Below are 19,684 nucleotides of genomic sequence, written 5' to 3' on the forward strand. Positions count from 1 at the left end.
ACGGCGCTGCCTGTTTCGCGGGCACGCCCGCTCCCACAGAGGCTGCGCTGGCTTCGAGTTGACGCTGTACCTGTGGGAGCGGGTTTACCCGCGAACACCGGCATCGCCGGTGCCATCAACCCTGCATCGCAGCCACGAATTGCCTGACCATCTGCCCCGCATCCCGCCTGCAAGCCATCGCCACAGTACTCTCACACCCTCCCTCCAGCGCCACGAAGCTGACTGAGGCTGGCGCAATCTCGCGCATGCACGCCGGCAGCAACGCCACCCCAAACCCCGCCTGAATCAGCTGCAACTGGGTGGTCTTGCGCGACAGCACCTGCGCCGCGCGCGGAAAAAAGCCTGCCTCCATGCACAACGAGGCCGACAGGTAGCTCAGCCCGCCACGATCCCGATGCGGAATGGAAATGAAGCGCTCCTCGCGCAACTGTTCAAGCTTCACCTGTGGTGCGTCAGCCAGCGGATGCCCAGCGGCAACCGCCAGCAGCAATGGCTCACTGAACAGCGCATGCAGCACCACGCCTTCATGCTGGCGCAACACAGGCAAACGCAGCAGGCCGATATCCAGGCGTCCATTAGCAATATCCTCCAGCTGCGCCTCCGACGACTGCTGGGCAATTTCCAGCGAAACCCCCGGGTTGTCGCGCAAGTAGCCGCCCAGGCGAGCCAGCAATGGGCCGGTCAGCGGCACTGTACTGGAGTGGTTCAGGCGCAGGCTGCCCTGCAGCCCTTCACCAATGTCGCGGGTCACTCGCTCGGCCTGCGCCAGGTCGGCCAGCAAGCGCCGCGCCCGCTCCAGAAAGGCCTGGCCAGCCAGTGTCAGGCGCGGCAGGCGCGCGGTGCGTTCGAACAGCGGCGTGCCCAGTTGCTGTTCCAGCTCCTTGATCTGCCGGCTCAGCGCCGACTGGGCAATGTACAGTCGCTCGGCGGCACCGCTGAAGCTGCCGCATTCGGCGATTTCCACGAAGTAACGCAACTGGCGGATCGACGTCATGTCATGCCTTTTCGAGATGGTTGTGGCGGAAAATGCATATTAGTCGGCATGGCTCATGGCTGGCTAACCTTTGCCTGTCTTCCCAGGAACTGCTGCCATGCTCGCTCAACTGTCGTTTTCCGGCCTCGACTGGCTGCCCATCCTGCTGGGTGTTGGCGTTGCCTACATCGTCTTCGGTATCGCCGGTTTCGGCACTGCGCTGGTGGCCGGCCCAGTGCTGATCCACTTCATGCCGCTGTCGCGGATCATACCGCTGCTGGTACTGCTGGACTTCGTCGCCGCCTTCGGCAACCTGCTGCCATCGCGCCGCGATGTCGTGCGGGGCGAGCTGCTGCGGCTGTTGCCGTTCATGGCCGTAGGTTGCACGCTGGGCGTGGTATTCCTGCTACAGCTGAAGTCCGACCTGTTGCTGCTGCTGATGGGCTTGTTCGTCACGGCATATGCCGTGTACGGGCTGGCGGTGAAGGTGCGGCCGGCCAGTCTGTCCGGTTTCTGGGCGGTGCCGATGGGCACGGCAGGCGGGCTGTTCGGTGCCTTGTTCGGCAGCGGTGGCTTTCTATATGCCCTGTACCTGAGTGCGCGGCTGGAGGTAAAGGAACAGGTGCGCGCTACCCAGAGCGCACTGATCAGTTGCAGTACAGTGGTGCGCCTGATGCTGTTCCTGACCGCTGGCGTCTATGCCGATCAAAGCCTGCTGCTGCTCGCCGCCTGCCTGTTGCCGGTCATGCTTGCTGGTCTCTGGGCAGGGCGCAGGCTGACCCACCGGCTGTCCCGCGAAGCGTTCGTGCGCCTGGTCACCTGGCTGGTGCTGGCCAGCGGGCTGGCGCTGATCGGTCGCTATCTGAGCGCCTGAGCAGGCGGTAGAATTGCGTCATTACCGCAGTTTTTCAGGCTTGCCCCGTTCATGAACACCCAGAGCATCATCGTTCCCAAGCTGTCTACCGTCCCGGTGCATGAAGCCCGTGCCCGCGCCATCCTGCGCTGGCTGGTGCGCGAGAAAGTCGTCGAGGAACAGCTGACCACCTGTGGCCGCACCGGCAACCGCATGGCCCATGCCTTGGCCGAAGGTGCCCGCAAAGTGGCCCTGCACCCGGAGAAACTGCCCTTCGGCGAGCAGGTCAACGGCCTGGAGGTGATGCTCAAGCGCTGCATCTATACCCCTACCGAAGGTTTCCTCGAAGAGGCCGGTTGCCCCGAGTGCCGGCGTGAGGTGGGCGAGCCGCTGTTCGAAAGCCTCGAAGAATGGATGCCGGCGGTGAGCGACAACTTTACCTGCCCGCTGTGCGGCTTCGAAGATGACATCAATGGCTTCATTTACCTTCAGCCATGTGCCTTTTCCAACCTGGGGTTCATCTTCAACAACTGGGGCGAGGCCGGGTTCACCCAGGCCTTTCTCGACAGCTTCGCCGACTGGCTCGACCAGCCAGTGGCCGTGGTACAGGTAAAACTGCCACAAGGCTGACCGAAGGCCCTTTTTTTGCGTTGAGCGGCGCGCCGTGCATGAGTATAATGGCGCGCTTCCATTTTTCCCGCCCGGGAGCCCCCGCGATGCTGCGTATCAGCCAAGAAGCCCTGACCTTCGACGATATCCTCCTTGTACCTGGCTATTCCGAGGTACTGCCTAATGAAGTCAGTCTCAAGACCCGTTTGACCCGTGGCATCGAGCTGAACATTCCGCTGGTTTCCGCCGCCATGGATACCGTGACCGAAGCGCGCCTGGCCATTGCCATGGCCCAGGAAGGCGGCATCGGCATCATCCACAAGAACATGACCATCGAGCAGCAGGCCAGCGAAGTCCGCAAGGTCAAGAAGTTCGAGGCTGGCGTGGTCAAGGACCCGATCACCATCGACGCCGACGCCACCGTGCGCGACCTGTTCGACCTGACCCGCCTGAACAACATCTCCGGCGTTCCGGTGCTGGCGAACGGCGACCTGGTCGGCATCGTCACCTCCCGTGACGTGCGCTTCGAAAGCCGCCTGGACGCCAAGGTCCGCGACGTGATGACCCCCAAAGAGCGTCTGGTCACCGTCCGCGAAGGCGCCAACAAGAACGAAGTCCGCGAGCTGCTGCACAAGCACCGCCTGGAAAAAGTCCTGATCGTTGACGACAAGTTCAACCTCAAGGGCATGATGACCGTCAAGGACATCGAAAAGGCCAAGGCCTACCCGCTGGCCAGCAAGGACGACCAGGGTCGCCTGCGCGTCGGCGCCGCAGTCGGCACCGGCAAGGACACCGGCGAGCGCGTTGCCGCCCTGGTGGCTGCTGGCGTTGACGTCGTGGTGGTCGACACCGCTCACGGTCACTCCAAAGGCGTGATCGACCGCGTTCGCTGGGTCAAGGAAACCTACCCGCAAGTACAGGTGATCGGCGGCAACATCGCCACCGGCGCTGCCGCCAAGGCTCTGGCCGAAGCTGGCGCTGACGCGGTCAAGGTCGGTATCGGCCCAGGCTCGATCTGCACCACCCGTATCGTTGCCGGTGTCGGCGTGCCGCAAATCAGCGCCATCGCCAACGTTGCCGCTGCACTGGAAGGCACTGGCGTGCCGCTGATCGCCGACGGCGGCATCCGCTTCTCGGGTGACCTGTCCAAGGCCATCGTTGCCGGTGCTTCCTGCGTGATGATGGGTTCGATGTTCGCCGGTACCGAAGAGGCTCCGGGTGAAGTCGAACTGTTCCAGGGCCGTTCCTACAAGGCTTACCGCGGCATGGGCTCGCTGGGTGCCATGGCACAGGCGCAAGGCTCGTCCGACCGCTACTTCCAGGACTCCTCGGCCGGCGCCGAGAAGCTGGTACCGGAAGGCATCGAAGGCCGTGTTCCCTACAAGGGCGCCCTGGCCGCGATCATCCACCAGCTGATGGGCGGCCTGCGTTCGTCCATGGGCTATACCGGCAGCGCAACCATCGAAGAGATGCGCACCAAGCCGGAGTTCGTACGCATCACCGGTGCCGGCATGGCCGAGTCCCACGTGCATGACGTGCAGATCACCAAAGAAGCCCCTAACTACCGCGTAGGCTGAGGCTTCCAGCTACAACAGAAAGCGGGGCTGTCACGACAGCCCCGCGTCGTTTCCGATTTCCACTGACGAGATTGAGTCATGGCCCTCGACATTCACGCTCACCGCATCCTGATCCTCGATTTCGGTTCCCAGTACACCCAGCTGATCGCCCGCCGTGTGCGCGAAATCGGCGTGTACTGCGAGCTGCATCCGTTCGACATGGACGATGAAGCGATCCGCGAATTCAACCCGCGTGGCATCATCCTCGCCGGCGGCCCCGAGTCGGTCCACGAAGCCAACAGCCCACGCGCCCCGCAGGCGGTGTTCGACCTGAACGTACCGGTACTGGGCATCTGCTACGGCATGCAGACCATGGCCGAACAGATGGGCGGCAAGGTCGAAGGTTCCGACCTGCGTGAGTTCGGTTATGCCCGCGTTGACGTGGTCGGCAAGAGCCGCCTGCTCGATGGCATCGAAGACCACATCGACGCCGACGGCGTGCTGGGCCTGGACGTGTGGATGAGCCACGGCGACAAGGTCACCCAGATGCCGGGCAACTTCCACGTGCTGGCCAGCACCCCGAGCTGCCCGATCGCCGGCATGTTCGACGACGCGCGCGGCTACTACGGCGTGCAGTTCCACCCGGAAGTGACCCACACCAAGCAGGGCGGTCGCATCCTGTCCCGCTTCGTGCAGGACATCTGCGGCTGTGAAGCCCTGTGGACCCCGTCCAACATCGTCGAAGACGCCATTGCCCAGGTGCGTGAGCAGGTCGGTTCGGCCAACGTCCTGCTGGGCCTGTCCGGCGGCGTCGACAGCTCGGTGGTTGCTGCGCTGCTGCACCGCGCCATCGGCGACCAGCTGACCTGCGTATTCGTCGACAACGGCCTGCTGCGCCTGCACGAAGGCGACCAGGTGATGGCCATGTTCAAGGAGAACATGGGCGTCAAGGTCATCCGTGCCGACGCTGAAAAGCAGTTCCTCGACAACCTGGCCGGCGAAGCCGACCCGGAGAAGAAACGCAAGATCATCGGCCGCACCTTCATCGACGTGTTCGATGCCGAAGCCAGCAAACTGGAAAACATCCAGTTCCTCGCCCAGGGCACCATCTACCCGGACGTGATCGAGTCGGCTGGCGCCAAGAGCGGCAAGGCCCACGTGATCAAGTCGCACCACAACGTCGGTGGCCTGCCGGAGGAAATGAACCTCAAGCTGGTCGAGCCGCTGCGTGAACTGTTCAAGGACGAAGTGCGCAAGATCGGCCTGGAGCTGGGCCTGCCGTACGACATGGTCTACCGCCACCCGTTCCCGGGGCCGGGCCTGGGCGTGCGCATCCTCGGTGAAGTGAAGAAGGAATACGCCGACATCCTGCGTCGCGCCGACCACATCTTCATCGAAGAGCTGCGCAAGGCCGACTGGTACCACAAGACCAGCCAGGCATTCGTGGTGTTCCAGCCGGTCAAGTCGGTGGGTGTCGTTGGCGACGGCCGTCGCTACGCCTGGGTCGTGGCCCTGCGTGCCGTCGAGACCGTGGACTTCATGACCGCGCGCTGGGCGCACCTGCCGTACGAACTGCTGGAAACCGTCAGCGGCCGTATCATCAACGAAATCGACGGTATCTCGCGCGTGACCTACGACGTGTCGAGCAAGCCGCCGGCCACTATCGAGTGGGAATAAGTTGAGCCACAAGGGCGCCGCACGGCGCCCTTGTTGTATCTGCCCTCTGTATCGGCCTGTTCGCGGGCGCGCCCGCTCCCACAGGTAAAGCGCAGCTTTCAAATGCTGTGGTGTCCTTGTGGGAGCGGGCTTGCCCGCGAAGAGGCCAGCGCAGGCAAAAACGAGACTTCACTTAATCTTTCCCATTTGCAGGTGTATCGTATTCGCCCTTCATCGCCAGCCATGCTGGCAGCTTGATTGCGCAGAACACGAGGTACCCGCACCGATGTCCTTCACCCGTCGACAAATGCTCAAGGGCCTGACCGGCCTGGTTGTGGTTGGCCTGGGCGCCGGTGGCGCAGCGCGTTACTGGCTGGGCAAGGTCGAAGACGACAACGCCGGCCACGACTACGAGCTCATCGCCGCCCCTCTGGACGTCGAGTTGGTGCCTGGGCACAAGACCGAGGCCTGGGCCTTCGGCCCGTCGGCACCGGGTACCGAACTGCGCGTACGCCAGGGCACCTGGCTGCGGGTGCGCTTCATCAACCACCTGCCGGTCGAAACCACCATCCACTGGCACGGCATCCGCCTGCCGCTGGAAATGGACGGCGTGCCTTATGTGTCGCAGCTGCCGGTCAAGCCGGGCGAGTACTTCGACTACAAGTTCCGCGTGCCGGACGCCGGCAGCTACTGGTACCACCCGCACGTCAGCAGCTCCGAGGAACTGGGGCGGGGCCTGGTCGGCCCGCTGATTGTCGAGGAGCGCGAGCCGACCGGCTTTCAGCATGAGCGCACGCTCAGCCTGAAGAACTGGCACGTGGACGAGCAGGGCGCCTGGTTGCCTTTCAGCATTCCGCGTGAGGCCGCGCGCAACGGCACCGCCGGGCGCCTGATCACCATCAATGGCCAGGCCGATTCGGTCACCGAACTGCCAGCCGGCCAGGTGGTGCGAGTGCGCCTGCTGAACCTGGACAACACCTGGACCTACCGCATCAACCTCAAGGGCAACTGCGAGGCAAGAATCTATGCCCTGGACGGCAACCCGGTAACCCCGCGCCCATTGGACGATGACTACTGGCTCGGCCCAGGCATGCGCATCTGCCTGGCTATCCGTATTCCCGAGGCGGGCGAGGAAGTCTCCCTGCGCGACGGCTTTGTGCGCCTGGGCACCTTGCGTTCGGTGGCCAGCAACGACGCGCCGAGCGACTGGCCACCGGCGCTGCCGCCCAACCCGATCGCCGAGCCGGACCTGGAGAATGCCGAGAAGCTGAACTTCAATTTCGAGTGGGCGGCGAAAGTCTCGGTCACTTCGGACCAGGACAGGCCGTCGAGCATGTGGCAGATCAACGGCCAGGCCTGGGATATCACCGACAAGACCTGCGCCGAGCGGCCGATCGCCACGCTGAAGCAGGGCAAGAGCTACATCTTCGAGCTGAAGAACATGACCCAGTACCAGCACCCGATCCACCTGCACGGCATGAGCTTCAAGGTGATCGGCTCCAACCGCCATGACATCAAGGAACCGTGGTTCACCGACACCTACCTGCTGGGCAAGAACGAGCGCGCCCAGGTGGCGCTGGTGGCGGATAACCCGGGCACCTGGATGTTCCACTGCCACGTCATCGACCACATGGAAACCGGCCTGATGGCCGCGATCGCGGTGGTCTGATGCGCCCGCAGATCATCGATCGCAGCCGTGATCAGGAATTCATGCGCCTGGCCCTGACCCTTGCCGCCGAAGGCGCGGCAATGGGGGAGGTGCCAGTGGGCGCGGTGCTGGTGCAGCATGGGCAGGTGATCGGGCAGGGCTTCAACCGGCCGATCATCGACAGTGACCCCAGTGCGCATGCCGAGATGGTGGCCATTCGCGCGGCAGCGAAATCCGCCAGTAACTACCGGCTGCCCGGCAGCACCCTGTACGTGACCCTGGAGCCGTGCAGCATGTGTGCGGGGTTGATCGTGCATTCGCGGGTGATGCGGGTGGTGTACGGCGCGCTGGAGCCCAAGGCGGGGATCGTGCAGAGCCAGGGGCAGTTCTTCGGGCAGGGCTTCCTCAACCACCGGGTGATGGCGGAGGGCGGGGTACTGGCGGAGGAGTGCGGGCAGATCCTCAGTGACTTCTTCAAGGCTCGCCGGGCCAAGTCTTGACCTGTACCGGCCCCTTCGCGGGTAAACCCGCTCCTACAGGAATACCACTATCTTCAAAACCAGTGATGTACCTGTGGGAGCGGGTTTACCCGCGAAGAGGCCGGTACAGGCCTACATCGGCGGCGACTGCTCCGCCGGCTTGTCCTTGTTCACCCCGGGCACATGCAGGCTGCCCTCGGCCACCTGGCCTTCGAGCTGCGGTTGGGTCACCCAGGTGAGGATGTCGTAGTAGCGGCGGATGTTGGCCACGAAATGCACCGGTTCGCCGCCCCGGGCATACCCATACTTGGTCTGCCGATACCACTGCTTCTGCGATAGCCGCGGCAGCATCTTCTTCACGTCCAGCCACTTGTTCGGGTTGAGCTTCTCGCGCCTGGCCAGGGTGCGGGCGTCTTCCAGGTGGCCGGTGCCGACGTTGTAGGCGGCCAGGGCGAACCAGGTGCGGTCCGGTTCCTGGATGCTGTCGTCGAGCTCTTCCTTGATCTTCATGAAGTATTTGGCGCCGCCCTGGATGCTCTGCTTCGGGTCCAGGCGGTTGGACACGCCCATGGCCTGGGCGGTGCGCTGGGTCAGCATCATCAGGCCGCGCACACCGGTCTTGGAGGTGACCTCGGGCTGCCACATCGATTCCTGGTAGCCGATGGCGGCCAGCAGGCGCCAGTCCACCTGCTCGACCTTGGCGTAGCTCTTGAAGTGCTTCTCGTACTTGGGCAGGCGCTGCTGCAGGTGCTGGGCAAAGGTATAGGCACCCACATAGCCCAGTACGTCGACATGGCCGTAGTAGCGGTCCTTCAGGCGTTGCAGGGTGCCGTTCTTCTGCGCCTTGTCGAGGAACTCGTTGACCTCGTTGAGCAGGCTGTTGTCATCACCGGCCGCCACCGCCCAGCGTTGGTCGCGGGTGTCGCCCAGGTCGAAGGCAACCCGCACGTTGGGGAAGTACACCTGGTTCATCGCCAGCTCGTTGGAGTCGACCAGGGTCAGGTCGATCTGCCCTTCGTCGACCATGCGCAGCAGGTCGACCACCTCGACGGCGTCGGATTCTTCGTATTCCAGGCCCGGGTACTGCTTTTTCAGCTCGGCCAGCTGGTCGGCGTGGCTGCTGCCCTTGAGCACCATGATCTTCTTGCCGACCAGGCCCTTGGCATCGGTGGGCCGCGTGCGGCCGTTGCGGTAGATGACCTGTGGGGTCACTTCCAGGTAAGGGTGGGAGTACTTCACCTGGGCCTTGCGCCGTTCGCTGGTGACCAGGCCGGCCGCCGCCAGCACCGGGCCGGAGGGTTTGCCGAGGCTATCGTACAACTCGTCGAGGTTATCGGCGGTCTCGATCTGCAGCTTCACGCCGAGATCCTCGGCGAAATGCTGGACCAGCTCGTACTCGAAGCCGGTTTCGCCGTTGCGGTCCTGGAAATAGGTGGCCGGGCTGTTGCGGGTGATCACGCGCAGCACGCCATCCTCCTTCACGCGCTCGAGAGTGCTGGGTTTTTCAACGCAGGCACCGAGCAACAGAAAGAGTCCGGTTGCGAAAAGCCATCTGGCGCAACGCTGGCGCAAAGCAGTGTGGGCGAACATAGGTTGCAGTATACGCAAAGGACTGGCCCAACCATATCTCGACAACTGTTAGCTTGTCTGGTAGCGGGTTCTGTGGTGTGGGTGCCTGCCTATGGAGGTTTGGCGCCTGTGAGATCGAGCGNNCGCTCGATCTCACAGGCGCCGGACCGGCAACGACGAACACCTGAATTTCTGACCCGAAAGTCCGGTTCCGCCGCCCGGCAGCCGTGGCTTAGAGCGGGTGCCGAAACCCTTTGAATTAGGCTAGAATGCACGGCCTCTAAGCACACCCCTTCCTGAGGCTGTCCCGACGATGTTGATCCTGCGCGGCGCTCCTGCCCTTTCTGCCTTTCGCCACGGTAAATTACTCGAGCAACTGAGCCAGAAAGTTCCCGCTGTTACTGGTTTGTATGCCGAATTCGCCCACTTCGCCGATGTCGACGGCGAGCTGACCGCCGACCAGCAGCAGGTGCTGGGCCGTCTGCTCAAGTACGGCCCGAGCGTGCCGGTACAGGAGCCGAGCGGCCGCCTGTTCCTGGTCGTGCCGCGCCTGGGCACCATTTCGCCCTGGGCCAGCAAGGCCAGCGACATTGCCCACAACTGCGGCCTGCAGTCGATCCAGCGCCTGGAGCGCGGTATCGCCTACTACGTTGCCGGCAGCCTGAGCGAAGCCGACGCCGAACTGATCGCCGCCGAGCTGCACGACCGCATGACCCAGCGCGTGCTCGGCCAGCTGGAGCAGGCCGCTGACCTGTTCAGCCATGCCCAGCCAAAGCCGATGACCTCGGTGGACATCCTCGCCGGTGGCCGTGACGCCCTGGCCAAGGCCAACATCGACCTGGGCCTGGCCCTGGCCGAAGACGAGATCGACTACCTGGTCAACGCCTTCCAGGGTCTCAAGCGCAACCCGAACGACATCGAACTGATGATGTTCGCCCAGGCCAACTCCGAGCACTGCCGCCACAAGATCTTCAACGCCAGTTGGGACATCGACGGCCAGGCTCAGGAAAAGAGCCTGTTCGGCATGATCAAGAACACCTACCAGATGCACAACGAAGGTGTGCTGTCTGCGTACAAGGACAACGCCTCGGTGATCGTCGGCAACGTTGCCGGCCGTTTCTTCCCGAACCCTGAAACCCGCCAGTACGGTGCGGTACAGGAGCCGGTGCACATCCTGATGAAGGTGGAAACCCACAACCACCCGACCGCCATTGCCCCGTTCTCCGGCGCCTCCACCGGCTCCGGCGGCGAAATCCGCGACGAAGGCGCGACCGGCCGTGGTGCCAAGCCCAAGGCCGGCCTGACCGGCTTCACCGTGTCCAACCTGCGTATCCCGGGCTTCGAACAGCCGTGGGAGCAGGCCTACGGCAAGCCTGAGCGCATCGTCGACGCCCTCGACATCATGATCGAAGGCCCGCTGGGTGGCGCTGCGTTCAACAACGAATTCGGTCGCCCGGCCCTGACCGGTTACTTCCGTACCTTCGAGCAGGCCATCAACACCCCGCACGGTGAAGAAGTGCGCGGCTACCACAAGCCTATCATGCTGGCCGGTGGCATGGGCAACATCCGTGAAGACCACGTGCAGAAGGGTGAGATCACTGTCGGCGCCAAGCTGATCGTGCTCGGTGGCCCGGCCATGCTGATCGGCCTGGGCGGCGGCGCCGCTTCGTCGGTGGCGACCGGTGCCAGCTCGGCTGACCTGGACTTTGCTTCGGTACAGCGCGAAAACCCGGAAATGGAGCGCCGTTGCCAGGAGGTCATCGACCGCTGCTGGCAGCTGGGCGACAAGAACCCGATCGCCTTCATCCACGACGTCGGCGCCGGCGGTATCTCCAACGCCTTCCCTGAGCTGGTCAACGACGGTGGCCGTGGTGGCCGCTTCGAGCTGCGCAACGTGCCCAATGACGAGCCGGGCATGGCCCCGCACGAAATCTGGAGCAACGAATCGCAAGAACGTTACGTGCTGGCCGTCAGCGCCGTCGACTTCGAGCGCTTCAAGGCCATCTGCGAACGTGAGCGTTGCCCGTTTGCCGTAGTGGGTGAAGCGACTGAAGAGCAACACCTGACCGTAAGCGACAGCCACTTCGGCAACACGCCGGTAGACATGCCGCTCGATGTGCTGCTGGGCAAGCCACCACGCATGCACCGTTCGGTTACCCGCGAAGCCGAGCTGGGCGATGACTTCGACCCGAGCAAGCTGGACCTGGACAACGCCGTTCAGCGCGTCCTCAGCCACCCGGCCGTGGCCAGCAAGAGCTTCCTGATCACCATCGGCGACCGCACCATCACTGGCCTGGTCGCTCGTGACCAGATGGTCGGCCCGTGGCAGGTACCGGTGGCCGACTGCGCCGTCACCGCCACCAGCTTCGACGTCTACACCGGTGAAGCCATGGCCATGGGCGAGCGTACCCCGCTGGCGCTGCTGGATGCCCCGGCGTCCGGCCGCATGGCCATTGGCGAGACACTGACCAACCTGGCCGCTGCACGCATCGAGAAGCTGTCCGACATCAAACTGTCGGCCAACTGGATGTCCGCCGCCGGCCACCCAGGTGAAGACGCCCGCCTGTACGACACCGTCAAGGCTGTCGGCATGGAGCTGTGCCCGGAGCTGGGCATCACCATTCCGGTCGGCAAAGACTCGATGTCGATGAAGACCAAGTGGAGCGACGAGGGCGTCGAGAAGAGCGTCACCTCGCCAATGTCGCTGATCATCACCGGCTTCGCCCCGGTCACCGACATCCGCAAGACCCTGACCCCGCAACTGCGCATGGACAAGGGTGAAACCGACCTGATCCTGATCGACCTGGGCCGTGGCAAGAACCGCATGGGCGCCTCGATCCTGGCCCAGACCTACGGCAAGATCGCTGCCCAGGCACCGGACGTCGACGATGCCGAAGACCTCAAGGCCTTCTTCGCCGTGATCCAGGGCCTGAACGCCGACGGTCACCTGCTGGCCTACCACGACCGTTCCGACGGCGGCCTGGTTACCACCGTGCTGGAAATGGCCTTCGCCGGCCACTGCGGTCTCGACCTGCACCTCGACCCGCTGACCGACAGCCGTGGCGACGTACCGGCCATCCTCTTCAACGAAGAGCTGGGCGCGGTCATCCAGGTTCGCCAGGATGCCACTCCGGACGTGCTGGCACAGTTCAGCGCCGCTGGCCTGGGTGAGTGCGTCGCGGTGATCGGCAAGCCGATCAACAACGGTGAAGTGTCCATCAGCCTGAACGGCGAAGTGCTGTTCGACGACGACCGCCGCATGCTGCAGCGCCAGTGGGCCGAGACCAGCTACCAGATCCAGCGCCTGCGTGACAACGCCGACTGCGCCGACCAGGAATTCGACCTGCTGCTCGAAGAGGACAACCCGGGCCTGTCGGTCAAGCTGGGCTTCGACGTCAACGACGACATCGCCGCGCCGTACATCAAGAAGGGTGTGCGCCCGCAAGTGGCCATCCTGCGCGAGCAGGGCGTCAACGGCCAGGTCGAGATGGCTGCCGCCTTCGACCGCGCCGGCTTCGCTGCCATCGACGTGCACATGAGCGATATCCTCGCCGGCCGTGTCGACTTCGAAGCCTTCAAGGGCCTGGTCGCCTGCGGTGGCTTCTCCTACGGTGACGTGCTGGGTGCCGGTGAAGGCTGGGCCAAGTCGGCCCTGTTCAACAGCCGCGCCCGTGATGCCTTCCAGGCCTTCTTCGAGCGTACCGACAGCTTCGCCCTGGGCGTGTGCAACGGTTGCCAGATGATGTCCAACCTGCACGAGCTGATCCCGGGCACCGAGCACTGGCCGCACTTCGTGCGCAACCGCTCGGAGCAGTTCGAGGCGCGTGTGGCCATGGTCGAAGTGCAGAAGTCCAACTCGATCTTCCTGCAGGGCATGGCCGGTTCGCGCATGCCGATCGCCATCGCCCACGGTGAAGGCCATGCCGAGTTCGCCAGCGAAGAAGCACTGCTGGCAGCCGACCTGTCCGGTTGCGTGGCCCTGCGCTACGTCGACAACCACGGCAAGGTCACCGAAGCCTACCCGGCCAACCCGAACGGCTCGCCGCGTGGTATCACCGGCCTCACCAGCCGCGACGGCCGCGTGACCATCATGATGCCGCACCCGGAGCGTATGTTCCGTGCCGTGCAGAACTCCTGGCGCCCGGATGAGTGGCAGGAAGATGCCGCGCTGATGCGTATGTTCCGCAACGCACGGGTGTGGGTGAACTAAGGCGTGTACAAGCTCGCCTTCTTCGTCCCCGCCAGCCACGTCGAAGTGGTCAAGGCCGCTGTGTTCGCTGCTGGTGGCGGGCGCATCGGTGACTATGACCACTGCGCCTGGCAGACCCTGGGCCAGGGCCAGTTTCGCCCGTTGGACGGCAGCCAGCCGTTCCTCGGGCAAACCGGCCAGGTCGAGGTGGTGGAGGAGTGGAAGGTGGAGCTGGTGGTGGCTGACGAGCTGATTGTCCAGGCCGTCGCTGCACTCAAGCAGAGCCACCCGTACGAGACGCCAGCCTACGAAGTCTGGCGGCTCGCCGAGTTCTAGACCGCATCAAGGCAATTCGCGGGTAAACCCGCTCCCACAGGGATCGCACAACCCTCGGATATTGTGCGATCCCTGTGGGAGCGGGTTCACCCGCGAAGAGGCCTTACAATCCAGGCACAATCTCCTTGCCCTGCCCGGGCCGCTTCAGCCACCCACAAGCCAGCAACCCCACCTCGAACAGCACCCACATCGGCACCGCCAGCATCGTCTGCGAAAACACATCCGGCGGCGTCAGGATCATCCCCACCACAAAGCAGCCGACGATCACGTAGGGCCTGCTGCGCCGCAACATAGCCACATCGGCCAACCCCACCCAGACCACGATAAACGTCGCCACCGGGATCTCGAACGCCAGCCCGAACGCCAGGAACAGCGCCAGGATAAAGTCCAGGTACTGGCTGATATCGGTCATCATCGCCACGCCCTCCGGTGTCACGCTGGCAAAGAAGCCGAACATCATCGGGAACACCAGGAAGAACGCGAAGGCCATGCCGGCATAGAACAGCACGATGCTCGACACCAGTAGCGGAAGGGCAATGCGCCGTTCGCGGCGGTACAGCCCCGGCGCCAGAAAGCCCCAGGCCTGGTGCAGCAGCAGCGGCATGGCCACGAACAGTGCGCACATCGCGGTCAGCTTGAACGGCGTCAGGAACGGCGAAGTGACGCTGGTGGCGATCATGCTCGCGCCTTCCGGCAAGAAGCGCCGCAGCGGTTCGGAAATCAGCGTGTACAACGTCTGGGCGAAGGGGAACAGCCCGGCGAACACCAGCGCCACCAGTGCCAGGCAACGCACCAGTCGTTTGCGCAGGTCGCGCAGGTGTTCGGTCAGCGGCATGCTCGCCGCCGGGTCAATGGCAATACTCATGAAGCGTTTTCCTTGGGGGAAGTAACCGTAGCCGCATCATTGGCCGGCTCCGCGTTCAGGGTGATGCCCTGGCGGATCTCCTGTTCCAGGCGCTGCAAAGGCGCACTGTCGAGATTGGGTAGCTCGACAGCGCGCAGGTCGATCTCCCGCTCCACCTGCGTGCGCAAGGCGTGCATGGCCCGGCGCGCCTGGCCCAGGCCACGGCCAAGCGTGCGCGCCGCCACCGGCAGACGTTCCGGGCCCAGCACCAACAGCGCGACGATGCCGACCAGCAGCAACTCGCTGAAGCCTACCTCGAACATCAGGCCTGACGATCCGCTTGAGGCTGTTGCGTGGCCTGGCCAGCCAGCGGGGCCTGCTTCTGTACGTGCGCCTGGCCAGGGGCGTTGGCGTCATTGTCGCCGCCCATGGACTTGCGAAAGCCCTGGATCGCCTCGCCCACATCGCTACCCAGGCCCTTGAGGCGCCTGGTACCAAACAGCAGGAATACGATCAGCAGTACGATCACCAGTTGCCAGATTCCAATGCCACCCATTGCGACCACTCCTGTAAGGTCATGAAAAGGAAGGGCAATCCTGCCTCGCGTAGATGACGTGCACATGACGAACGGTCACTGCCATCTACCTGCAACACCTGGCGTGTTGACTGGCGTCTTTATTTGGCGACAGAGGCAGGCAAGGATGGGTGGCAGGCAACAGCGGGGCGTGGCCCTGCTGATGGTGATGGTGGTGCTGGCGATGCTGGCGGCGGGCATGGCCTGGCTGGTGGAAGATGGCCGGCGCCAGGTCGAAGACGTGCGCCTGTTGCACCAGCGGGTGCAAGCGCGGGCGATGGAACAGGCCGGCCTGGCCTATGCCGGGCAGGCCCTGCGTGACCCCAGCTGGCGGCTTAGCCCGCTGTTCTGGCAGGCCTTGCGCGGGCAGCCGCTGAACTATGATTTTGGCGCTGGCCAGGCGCAGTTGCGGGTGCGCGACCAGCACACCTGCTTCAACGTCAATGCGCTGCTCGGCGCTGATGGCGAGCGTGCCGCGCGCCAGTTGCGTTATCTGCTGGGTGACGACATGGCTGCCGAGCGCCTGGTCGATGCCTTGGCTGACTGGCTCGATGCCGACAGCGATGCCCGCCTGCAGGGCGCCGAAAGCGCCCAGTATTTGCGCCAGCAACCACCGCGCCTGGCGGCCAACCAGCCGATGCTCGATACCAGCGAGCTGAACCTGCTACTCGAGCCGGACGCCAGCCGCCAGAGCCGTTACCCGATGCTGTGTGCCTTGCCGCAGACCACTGGTTGGCGGCTGAATGCCAATGCCCTGGGGCTGGAGCATCTGCCGTTGCTGGAGGCGCTGTATGAAGGGCGTTATCCGCGCTCGTTGCTCAGCCGCATTATCGGCGGCCGGCCGGCGTCGGGGTATGTGGATGCAGCTGCGTTACGCCAGGCGCTGGGGGCAGTGGATGACGAAACCTTCGAACGGTTGAGCGAAGGGCTGCTGTTGAACAGTGGGTATTTCCTGTTGCAGCTGTCGTTCGCGGAGGAAGGGCGGGTGATACGCAGCGAGTTCCAGGTGGAGGCGCTGGGGGTGGTGCAATGGCATGCCCGGGTGCCGGCGCAGCAGGTGCGGGTGCGCAGCCGCGAGCCGATGGCCTGGTAAAGCTTTAAATAGCCGGGGCCGCAAAGCGGCCCCTGTACGCCGATCTAATCTCCCCGCTATCTGGTCTTGCGTTTACCGGCATCTGCTTGCCACCGGTATACCAAGGGGACGCGACAGCCCCTCTGGACTGTAGAATCAAGTCTAATTACGGTTAATCATATGAAAGAGATCTTCAGGCGGTCTGCCTCGAATGGTCGATATAGATGCTTCGAAGGCTCCTCTTTCGAGATAAAGCTGGGTTGAGATTTGGGCGGCCAAAGCGAGGCCGATGCTATTTGTCGCATGGTGTGTTACATAAGCAGCTGTAACGCCGGCGGCAAAATTTTCGACGCGGTTAACCACTGTGGTTGATAAGGGCTCCAGCACTTCGGGGCTATTAATGATATTGTTTCCTATCGTTGCAGCAAACTCGAGGTCATCAATGTGTAGAGAAATATGAGGTGAGTCCGGTGCTGGTGTTTGTCCGGTTCTATGTAAGTTTATTCGTAAACTTGAGCTTTGCCAGTTGCTGCCTCCGATACGTAGCTGTGGTCTATCTACAGAAAGAGTTGGAAGCTGACCGGTCAGCCAATTTACTCCCCGCTTCAGCCATTCCCACCATTGTCCACTTGGGTCATTCCGGTTGATGGGATCGTTCTGGCAATAGCAGTAGCCGTTAGGCCCGCCCTTGCGAAACGGAGACTGAGTATCAGGTTGGAGAAATCGCCCTGATCTGGGGCTGTAGAATCGGTGTCCATTGCCGAGTGCATAACAGTCCAGCATTCTATCAAGCCGCTGCCCACTGAAGGCAACAAGATGTGCTGATGGAGCTGTGTGCAGGAAACCATAGGGTGAATAGTTCTGCTGCGTGCTGCCAGGAATACCGCGCAATGCGGTGTTTGCATTGTCAGATTGCAAGATTTGACTGGTTGTTCTTTTTGTATCCAGTTCTGCTAATGCAATACCATTGGCCCAGAGCAGGTGACGTGTGCTGTCACTTGCTTGGCAAACCAATTGGTCACCTTGAAAGAAAAAGTTTTTCCTTTTTGGCTGGAGCGTTGTTAGTTGCATATGCTTGGGCCGCGGAGTCGTAGGTGGTGGAATGATTTTCTACAGACTGGCGGCTGTCTACTGGCAGAATTATCAGGTGGCCGTTCCTACAAAGGATTGCATAACCTCTATAGGAACAGCCTTATGTCGCGATAGGGCCGCAAAGCGACTCTTGTGGGAAGATCGGTCAGACAGTCCCGATTTCCCCACCATCGATACGCTGAATCACCACCGTCGCAGCCCGCGGCCTTACCGTGGTGCCTGCCGGGGTGGCATCGGTGGCCTTGTCGGTATACGGCCAGTTACCCGGGTGCTGGATGTTGACGAACAGTGTCTTGTTGTCCGGGGTAAAGGTAATCCCGGTCACTTCGCACTCGTTCGGCCCGACGAAGAAGCGGCGCAGGTCCACCTGGTTCTGCGCGTTCACCGGCACCTGCTTGCCGCTGGCATCCACCAGTTGGGTAGGGATCACCGCCAGCAATTGGTCGTTGGTGTAGTCGGTCACGGTGCTCTCGCCGTTGTCGGTCTCGAACCACAGCACGCCACGGCTATCGAAGCTCATGCCGTCCGGGCTGGCGAACTGGTTCAGTTCGGTCAGGCCGGAGCGGTTGATGTCGGCGGTGCCGGCAGCGTTGGCGCCGAACACGAAGATGTCCCAGGTGAAGCTCAGCTGGTCGTCGCTGTCGTGCCAGCGGATGATGTGGCCATGACGGTTCGGGCCGCGCGGGTTGGCTGCATCGGCCTTTTCTGGCGTGCGCGCGCTGTTGTTGGTCAGGGTCAGGTACACGTCGCCGTTGAGCGGGTTGACCGTGGTCCACTCCGGGCGGTCCATCGGCGTTGCGCCCACGGCATCGGCGGCACCACGGGTGTTGAGGATGATGCCCGGCAGGTCGCCAAACAGCGCGCCCAGGGTGCTACCGCCAGTGGTGGCGGTGGCCACGTCCAGCAGCAGCCATGCGCCAGTGCCGTCGGCATTGAAGCGGGCCACGTACAGCTTGCCCTGGTCGAGGTACTTGGCGCCGGTGGCCAGGCGGTCGGCCGGGTTGGCGTCGGCGGCGTCCCACACGGCGGTGGACACCCACTTGTACAGGTACTCGTTGTTCGAGTCGTCACCCATGTACCACACCAGCGGCTTGCCGGCGATGGGCAGGCCTGGGGCGCAGCCTTCGTGGCGGAAGCGGCCCAGTGCGGTGCGCTTGGTGGCCAGGGTGCTGCTGTTGTACGGGTCGATTTCAACGATGTAGCCGTAGGTGCTGGCTTCGTTGCGGTAGTCGTCGGTGGCGCTGGCGCCTTTGACGGTGACATCGAAACGGGCGAACTCGTCGGCCACCTCGCTGCTGTCACCGGCTGCGGTTTCCCACTTGTACTGGCCGCTGGAAGTGCCCACGCCAATGCGGCGCTGGTCTTCGGGGCGGGTGCCCTTGTTGACGAAGATGCCTGGCCAGTTCTCTTCACAGGTCAGGTAGGTGCCCCACGGGGTGTAGCCGTTGCCGCAGTTGTTGTTGGTGCCGCGGCAGTGGGTACCGGCGGTGGAATACTTGGTCTTGACATGGTCGGTACCCCGCAGCGGGCCGGTGATTTCCATGCGCGAAGCGGTAGTGAAGCGGCGGTTGAGCGGGTCGTTGTCGACCACCTGCCAGCGGCCACCGATTTTCTGCAGGCGCACCACGCCGGCGCCGTGGGCGTTGATTTCCTTGCGCACCTCCTCGGCCGGGCGCTTGCCGTTGACATCGGTGGTCGGGCCGGCAGGGTGCAGGGCGGCGGTGTCGATGTACTCGAAGTTGATCGCCAGCAGGCCGTCTTCGGAGCTGCCGTTGATGGGGAAGAAGTGCATGCCGTCATGGTGCATGCCCATGGCGTTGGCCTGGTCGGTCGAGGTGTTGCTGCCGTCGGGCTTCCACGGGTTGCCGTTGCTGTTGATCGGCGTGCCCCAGGGCGCCAGCACGTAGGCGCTGTAGCCGGCGGCAACCACGCAGGCGTCGGTGCGCGAGCCCGGGATGGACTGGAAGCCCAGTGCCAGTTTCGGCACTTCCGGCTCAGTCACGGGTGGCTCGGTGACCGGATCATCGTGATCGGAGCCACCACCGTCGAAGCAGCCTGTCAGGCCGGTACCGGCAATCATGGCGATGGCGGCGCCCAGGCTGCCGCGCATCACACTGCGGCGGCTCAGGTAAGCATCCATGACGTTGGCCATCGGCAGGTTGCCGCTTTGGTTCCGGTCCAGGTTGTCGCCGGTATCTCGACTCATCAGGGTGTCCTTATGTTGGCTGAGTTAG

16 protein-coding genes are annotated in these 19,684 nt (G+C 63.4%); 9 read left to right on the forward strand and 7 right to left on the reverse strand.

Features of this window, described 5'->3' with window-relative positions; translation table 11 throughout:
* Positions 1-115 precede the first annotated feature (115 nt).
* Positions 116-994 carry a LysR family transcriptional regulator gene (locus tag M2S36_RS12460; RefSeq protein WP_207835820.1) on the reverse strand — a complete coding sequence of 293 codons (879 nt, stop codon included), beginning with the start codon at positions 992-994 and terminating at the stop codon, positions 116-118.
* A 97-nt stretch (positions 995-1,091) separates the two neighbouring features.
* Here M2S36_RS12460 and M2S36_RS12465 point away from each other — a divergent pair, with 97 nt between their 5' ends.
* The 6 genes from M2S36_RS12465 to tadA all read left to right on the forward strand — a co-directional run bounded on the left by M2S36_RS12465 (position 1,092) and on the right by tadA (position 7,795).
* Positions 1,092-1,847: a sulfite exporter TauE/SafE family protein gene (locus tag M2S36_RS12465; protein ID WP_207835817.1), complete on the forward strand. Its 756-nt coding sequence runs from the start codon at positions 1,092-1,094 to the stop codon at positions 1,845-1,847.
* Positions 1,848-1,898: 51 nt separating this feature from the next.
* The gene (locus M2S36_RS12470) at positions 1,899-2,456 is read left to right on the forward strand and encodes a hypothetical protein (RefSeq protein ID WP_063911423.1); all 558 of its coding nucleotides are present in this window, start codon (positions 1,899-1,901) and stop codon (positions 2,454-2,456) included.
* 86 nt (positions 2,457-2,542) lie between these two features.
* Positions 2,543-4,012, forward strand: a complete 1,470-nt coding sequence (gene guaB / locus M2S36_RS12475; RefSeq protein WP_075043910.1) for an IMP dehydrogenase — start codon at positions 2,543-2,545, stop codon at positions 4,010-4,012.
* Positions 4,013-4,090: 78 nt separating this feature from the next.
* Positions 4,091-5,668, forward strand: coding sequence for a glutamine-hydrolyzing GMP synthase (guaA, locus tag M2S36_RS12480; RefSeq protein WP_013971139.1), 1,578 nt, complete (start codon positions 4,091-4,093; stop codon positions 5,666-5,668).
* A 265-nt stretch (positions 5,669-5,933) separates the two neighbouring features.
* Entirely contained in the window at positions 5,934-7,316 is a 1,383-nt protein-coding gene (locus M2S36_RS12485) for a multicopper oxidase family protein (RefSeq protein WP_333957219.1), read from the forward strand.
* Positions 7,316-7,795: a tRNA adenosine(34) deaminase TadA gene (tadA, locus tag M2S36_RS12490; RefSeq protein ID WP_333957220.1), complete on the forward strand. Its 480-nt coding sequence runs from the start codon at positions 7,316-7,318 to the stop codon at positions 7,793-7,795. Before M2S36_RS12485 ends, tadA begins: the two co-directional genes overlap by 1 nt.
* 111 nt (positions 7,796-7,906) lie before the next feature.
* Here the strand turns inward: tadA and mltF are convergent, their stop codons facing one another.
* A complete protein-coding gene (mltF, locus tag M2S36_RS12495; protein ID WP_063911429.1) occupies positions 7,907-9,364 on the reverse strand; it encodes a membrane-bound lytic murein transglycosylase MltF in 1,458 nt (485 codons plus the stop codon).
* A 292-nt stretch (positions 9,365-9,656) separates the two neighbouring features.
* Between mltF and purL the strand changes: the two genes are divergently transcribed.
* Both purL and M2S36_RS12505 read left to right on the forward strand, forming a co-directional pair.
* Entirely contained in the window at positions 9,657-13,553 is a 3,897-nt protein-coding gene (purL, locus tag M2S36_RS12500) for a phosphoribosylformylglycinamidine synthase (RefSeq protein ID WP_063911430.1), read from the forward strand.
* A gap of 3 nt (positions 13,554-13,556) precedes the next feature.
* Positions 13,557-13,868, forward strand: coding sequence for an NGG1p interacting factor NIF3 (locus M2S36_RS12505; protein ID WP_207835807.1), 312 nt, complete (start codon positions 13,557-13,559; stop codon positions 13,866-13,868).
* Positions 13,869-13,971: 103 nt separating this feature from the next.
* On the opposite strand, the gene tatC is transcribed toward M2S36_RS12505, so the two are convergent.
* Genes tatC through tatA form a run of 3 tightly spaced genes read right to left on the reverse strand, consistent with a single transcriptional unit; the run spans position 13,972 to position 15,268 of the window.
* Positions 13,972-14,733: a twin-arginine translocase subunit TatC gene (gene tatC, locus M2S36_RS12510; RefSeq protein WP_333957221.1), complete on the reverse strand. Its 762-nt coding sequence runs from the start codon at positions 14,731-14,733 to the stop codon at positions 13,972-13,974.
* Positions 14,730-15,035, reverse strand: a complete 306-nt coding sequence (gene tatB / locus M2S36_RS12515) for a Sec-independent protein translocase protein TatB (protein WP_241106316.1) — start codon at positions 15,033-15,035, stop codon at positions 14,730-14,732. The genes tatC and tatB overlap by 4 nt, the downstream gene beginning before the upstream one ends.
* Positions 15,035-15,268 carry a twin-arginine translocase TatA/TatE family subunit gene (tatA, locus tag M2S36_RS12520; RefSeq protein ID WP_333957222.1) on the reverse strand — a complete coding sequence of 78 codons (234 nt, stop codon included), beginning with the start codon at positions 15,266-15,268 and terminating at the stop codon, positions 15,035-15,037. Before tatA ends, tatB begins: the two co-directional genes overlap by 1 nt.
* Before the next feature lie 145 nt (positions 15,269-15,413).
* Here tatA and gspK point away from each other — a divergent pair, with 145 nt between their 5' ends.
* On the forward strand, positions 15,414-16,379 hold the full coding sequence (gspK, locus tag M2S36_RS12525) for a type II secretion system minor pseudopilin GspK (protein WP_233687228.1): 966 nt from the start codon (positions 15,414-15,416) through the stop codon (positions 16,377-16,379).
* Positions 16,380-16,520: 141 nt separating this feature from the next.
* Here gspK and M2S36_RS12530 read toward each other — a convergent pair whose 3' ends face one another.
* Both M2S36_RS12530 and M2S36_RS12535 read right to left on the reverse strand, forming a co-directional pair.
* Complete coding sequence (locus tag M2S36_RS12530) at positions 16,521-17,429, reverse strand: RHS repeat-associated core domain-containing protein (protein WP_233687227.1); 909 nt, start codon at positions 17,427-17,429, stop codon at positions 16,521-16,523.
* A gap of 166 nt (positions 17,430-17,595) precedes the next feature.
* Entirely contained in the window at positions 17,596-19,656 is a 2,061-nt protein-coding gene (locus M2S36_RS12535) for a PhoX family protein (protein WP_333957223.1), read from the reverse strand.
* Between the last annotated feature and the right edge of the window lie 28 nt (positions 19,657-19,684).

Source organism: Pseudomonas sp. SF2 (assembly GCF_036858055.1).
Taxonomy (GTDB): domain Bacteria; phylum Pseudomonadota; class Gammaproteobacteria; order Pseudomonadales; family Pseudomonadaceae; genus Aquipseudomonas.

Coding starts and splice junctions, on each gene's coding strand:
- M2S36_RS12460 (WP_207835820.1), bottom strand. CDS start 994: ATGACGTCGATCCGCCAGTTGCGTTACTTCGTGGAAATCGCCGAATGC.
- M2S36_RS12465 (WP_207835817.1), top strand. CDS start 1,092: ATGCTCGCTCAACTGTCGTTTTCCGGCCTCGACTGGCTGCCCATCCTG.
- M2S36_RS12470 (WP_063911423.1), top strand. CDS start 1,899: ATGAACACCCAGAGCATCATCGTTCCCAAGCTGTCTACCGTCCCGGTG.
- guaB (WP_075043910.1), top strand. CDS start 2,543: ATGCTGCGTATCAGCCAAGAAGCCCTGACCTTCGACGATATCCTCCTT.
- guaA (WP_013971139.1), top strand. CDS start 4,091: ATGGCCCTCGACATTCACGCTCACCGCATCCTGATCCTCGATTTCGGT.
- M2S36_RS12485 (WP_333957219.1), top strand. CDS start 5,934: ATGTCCTTCACCCGTCGACAAATGCTCAAGGGCCTGACCGGCCTGGTT.
- tadA (WP_333957220.1), top strand. CDS start 7,316: ATGCGCCCGCAGATCATCGATCGCAGCCGTGATCAGGAATTCATGCGC.
- mltF (WP_063911429.1), bottom strand. CDS start 9,364: ATGTTCGCCCACACTGCTTTGCGCCAGCGTTGCGCCAGATGGCTTTTC.
- purL (WP_063911430.1), top strand. CDS start 9,657: ATGTTGATCCTGCGCGGCGCTCCTGCCCTTTCTGCCTTTCGCCACGGT.
- tatC (WP_333957221.1), bottom strand. CDS start 14,733: ATGAGTATTGCCATTGACCCGGCGGCGAGCATGCCGCTGACCGAACAC.
- tatB (WP_241106316.1), bottom strand. CDS start 15,035: ATGTTCGAGGTAGGCTTCAGCGAGTTGCTGCTGGTCGGCATCGTCGCG.
- tatA (WP_333957222.1), bottom strand. CDS start 15,268: ATGGGTGGCATTGGAATCTGGCAACTGGTGATCGTACTGCTGATCGTA.
- gspK (WP_233687228.1), top strand. CDS start 15,414: ATGGGTGGCAGGCAACAGCGGGGCGTGGCCCTGCTGATGGTGATGGTG.
- M2S36_RS12530 (WP_233687227.1), bottom strand. CDS start 17,429: ATGCAACTAACAACGCTCCAGCCAAAAAGGAAAAACTTTTTCTTTCAA.
- M2S36_RS12535 (WP_333957223.1), bottom strand. CDS start 19,656: ATGAGTCGAGATACCGGCGACAACCTGGACCGGAACCAAAGCGGCAAC.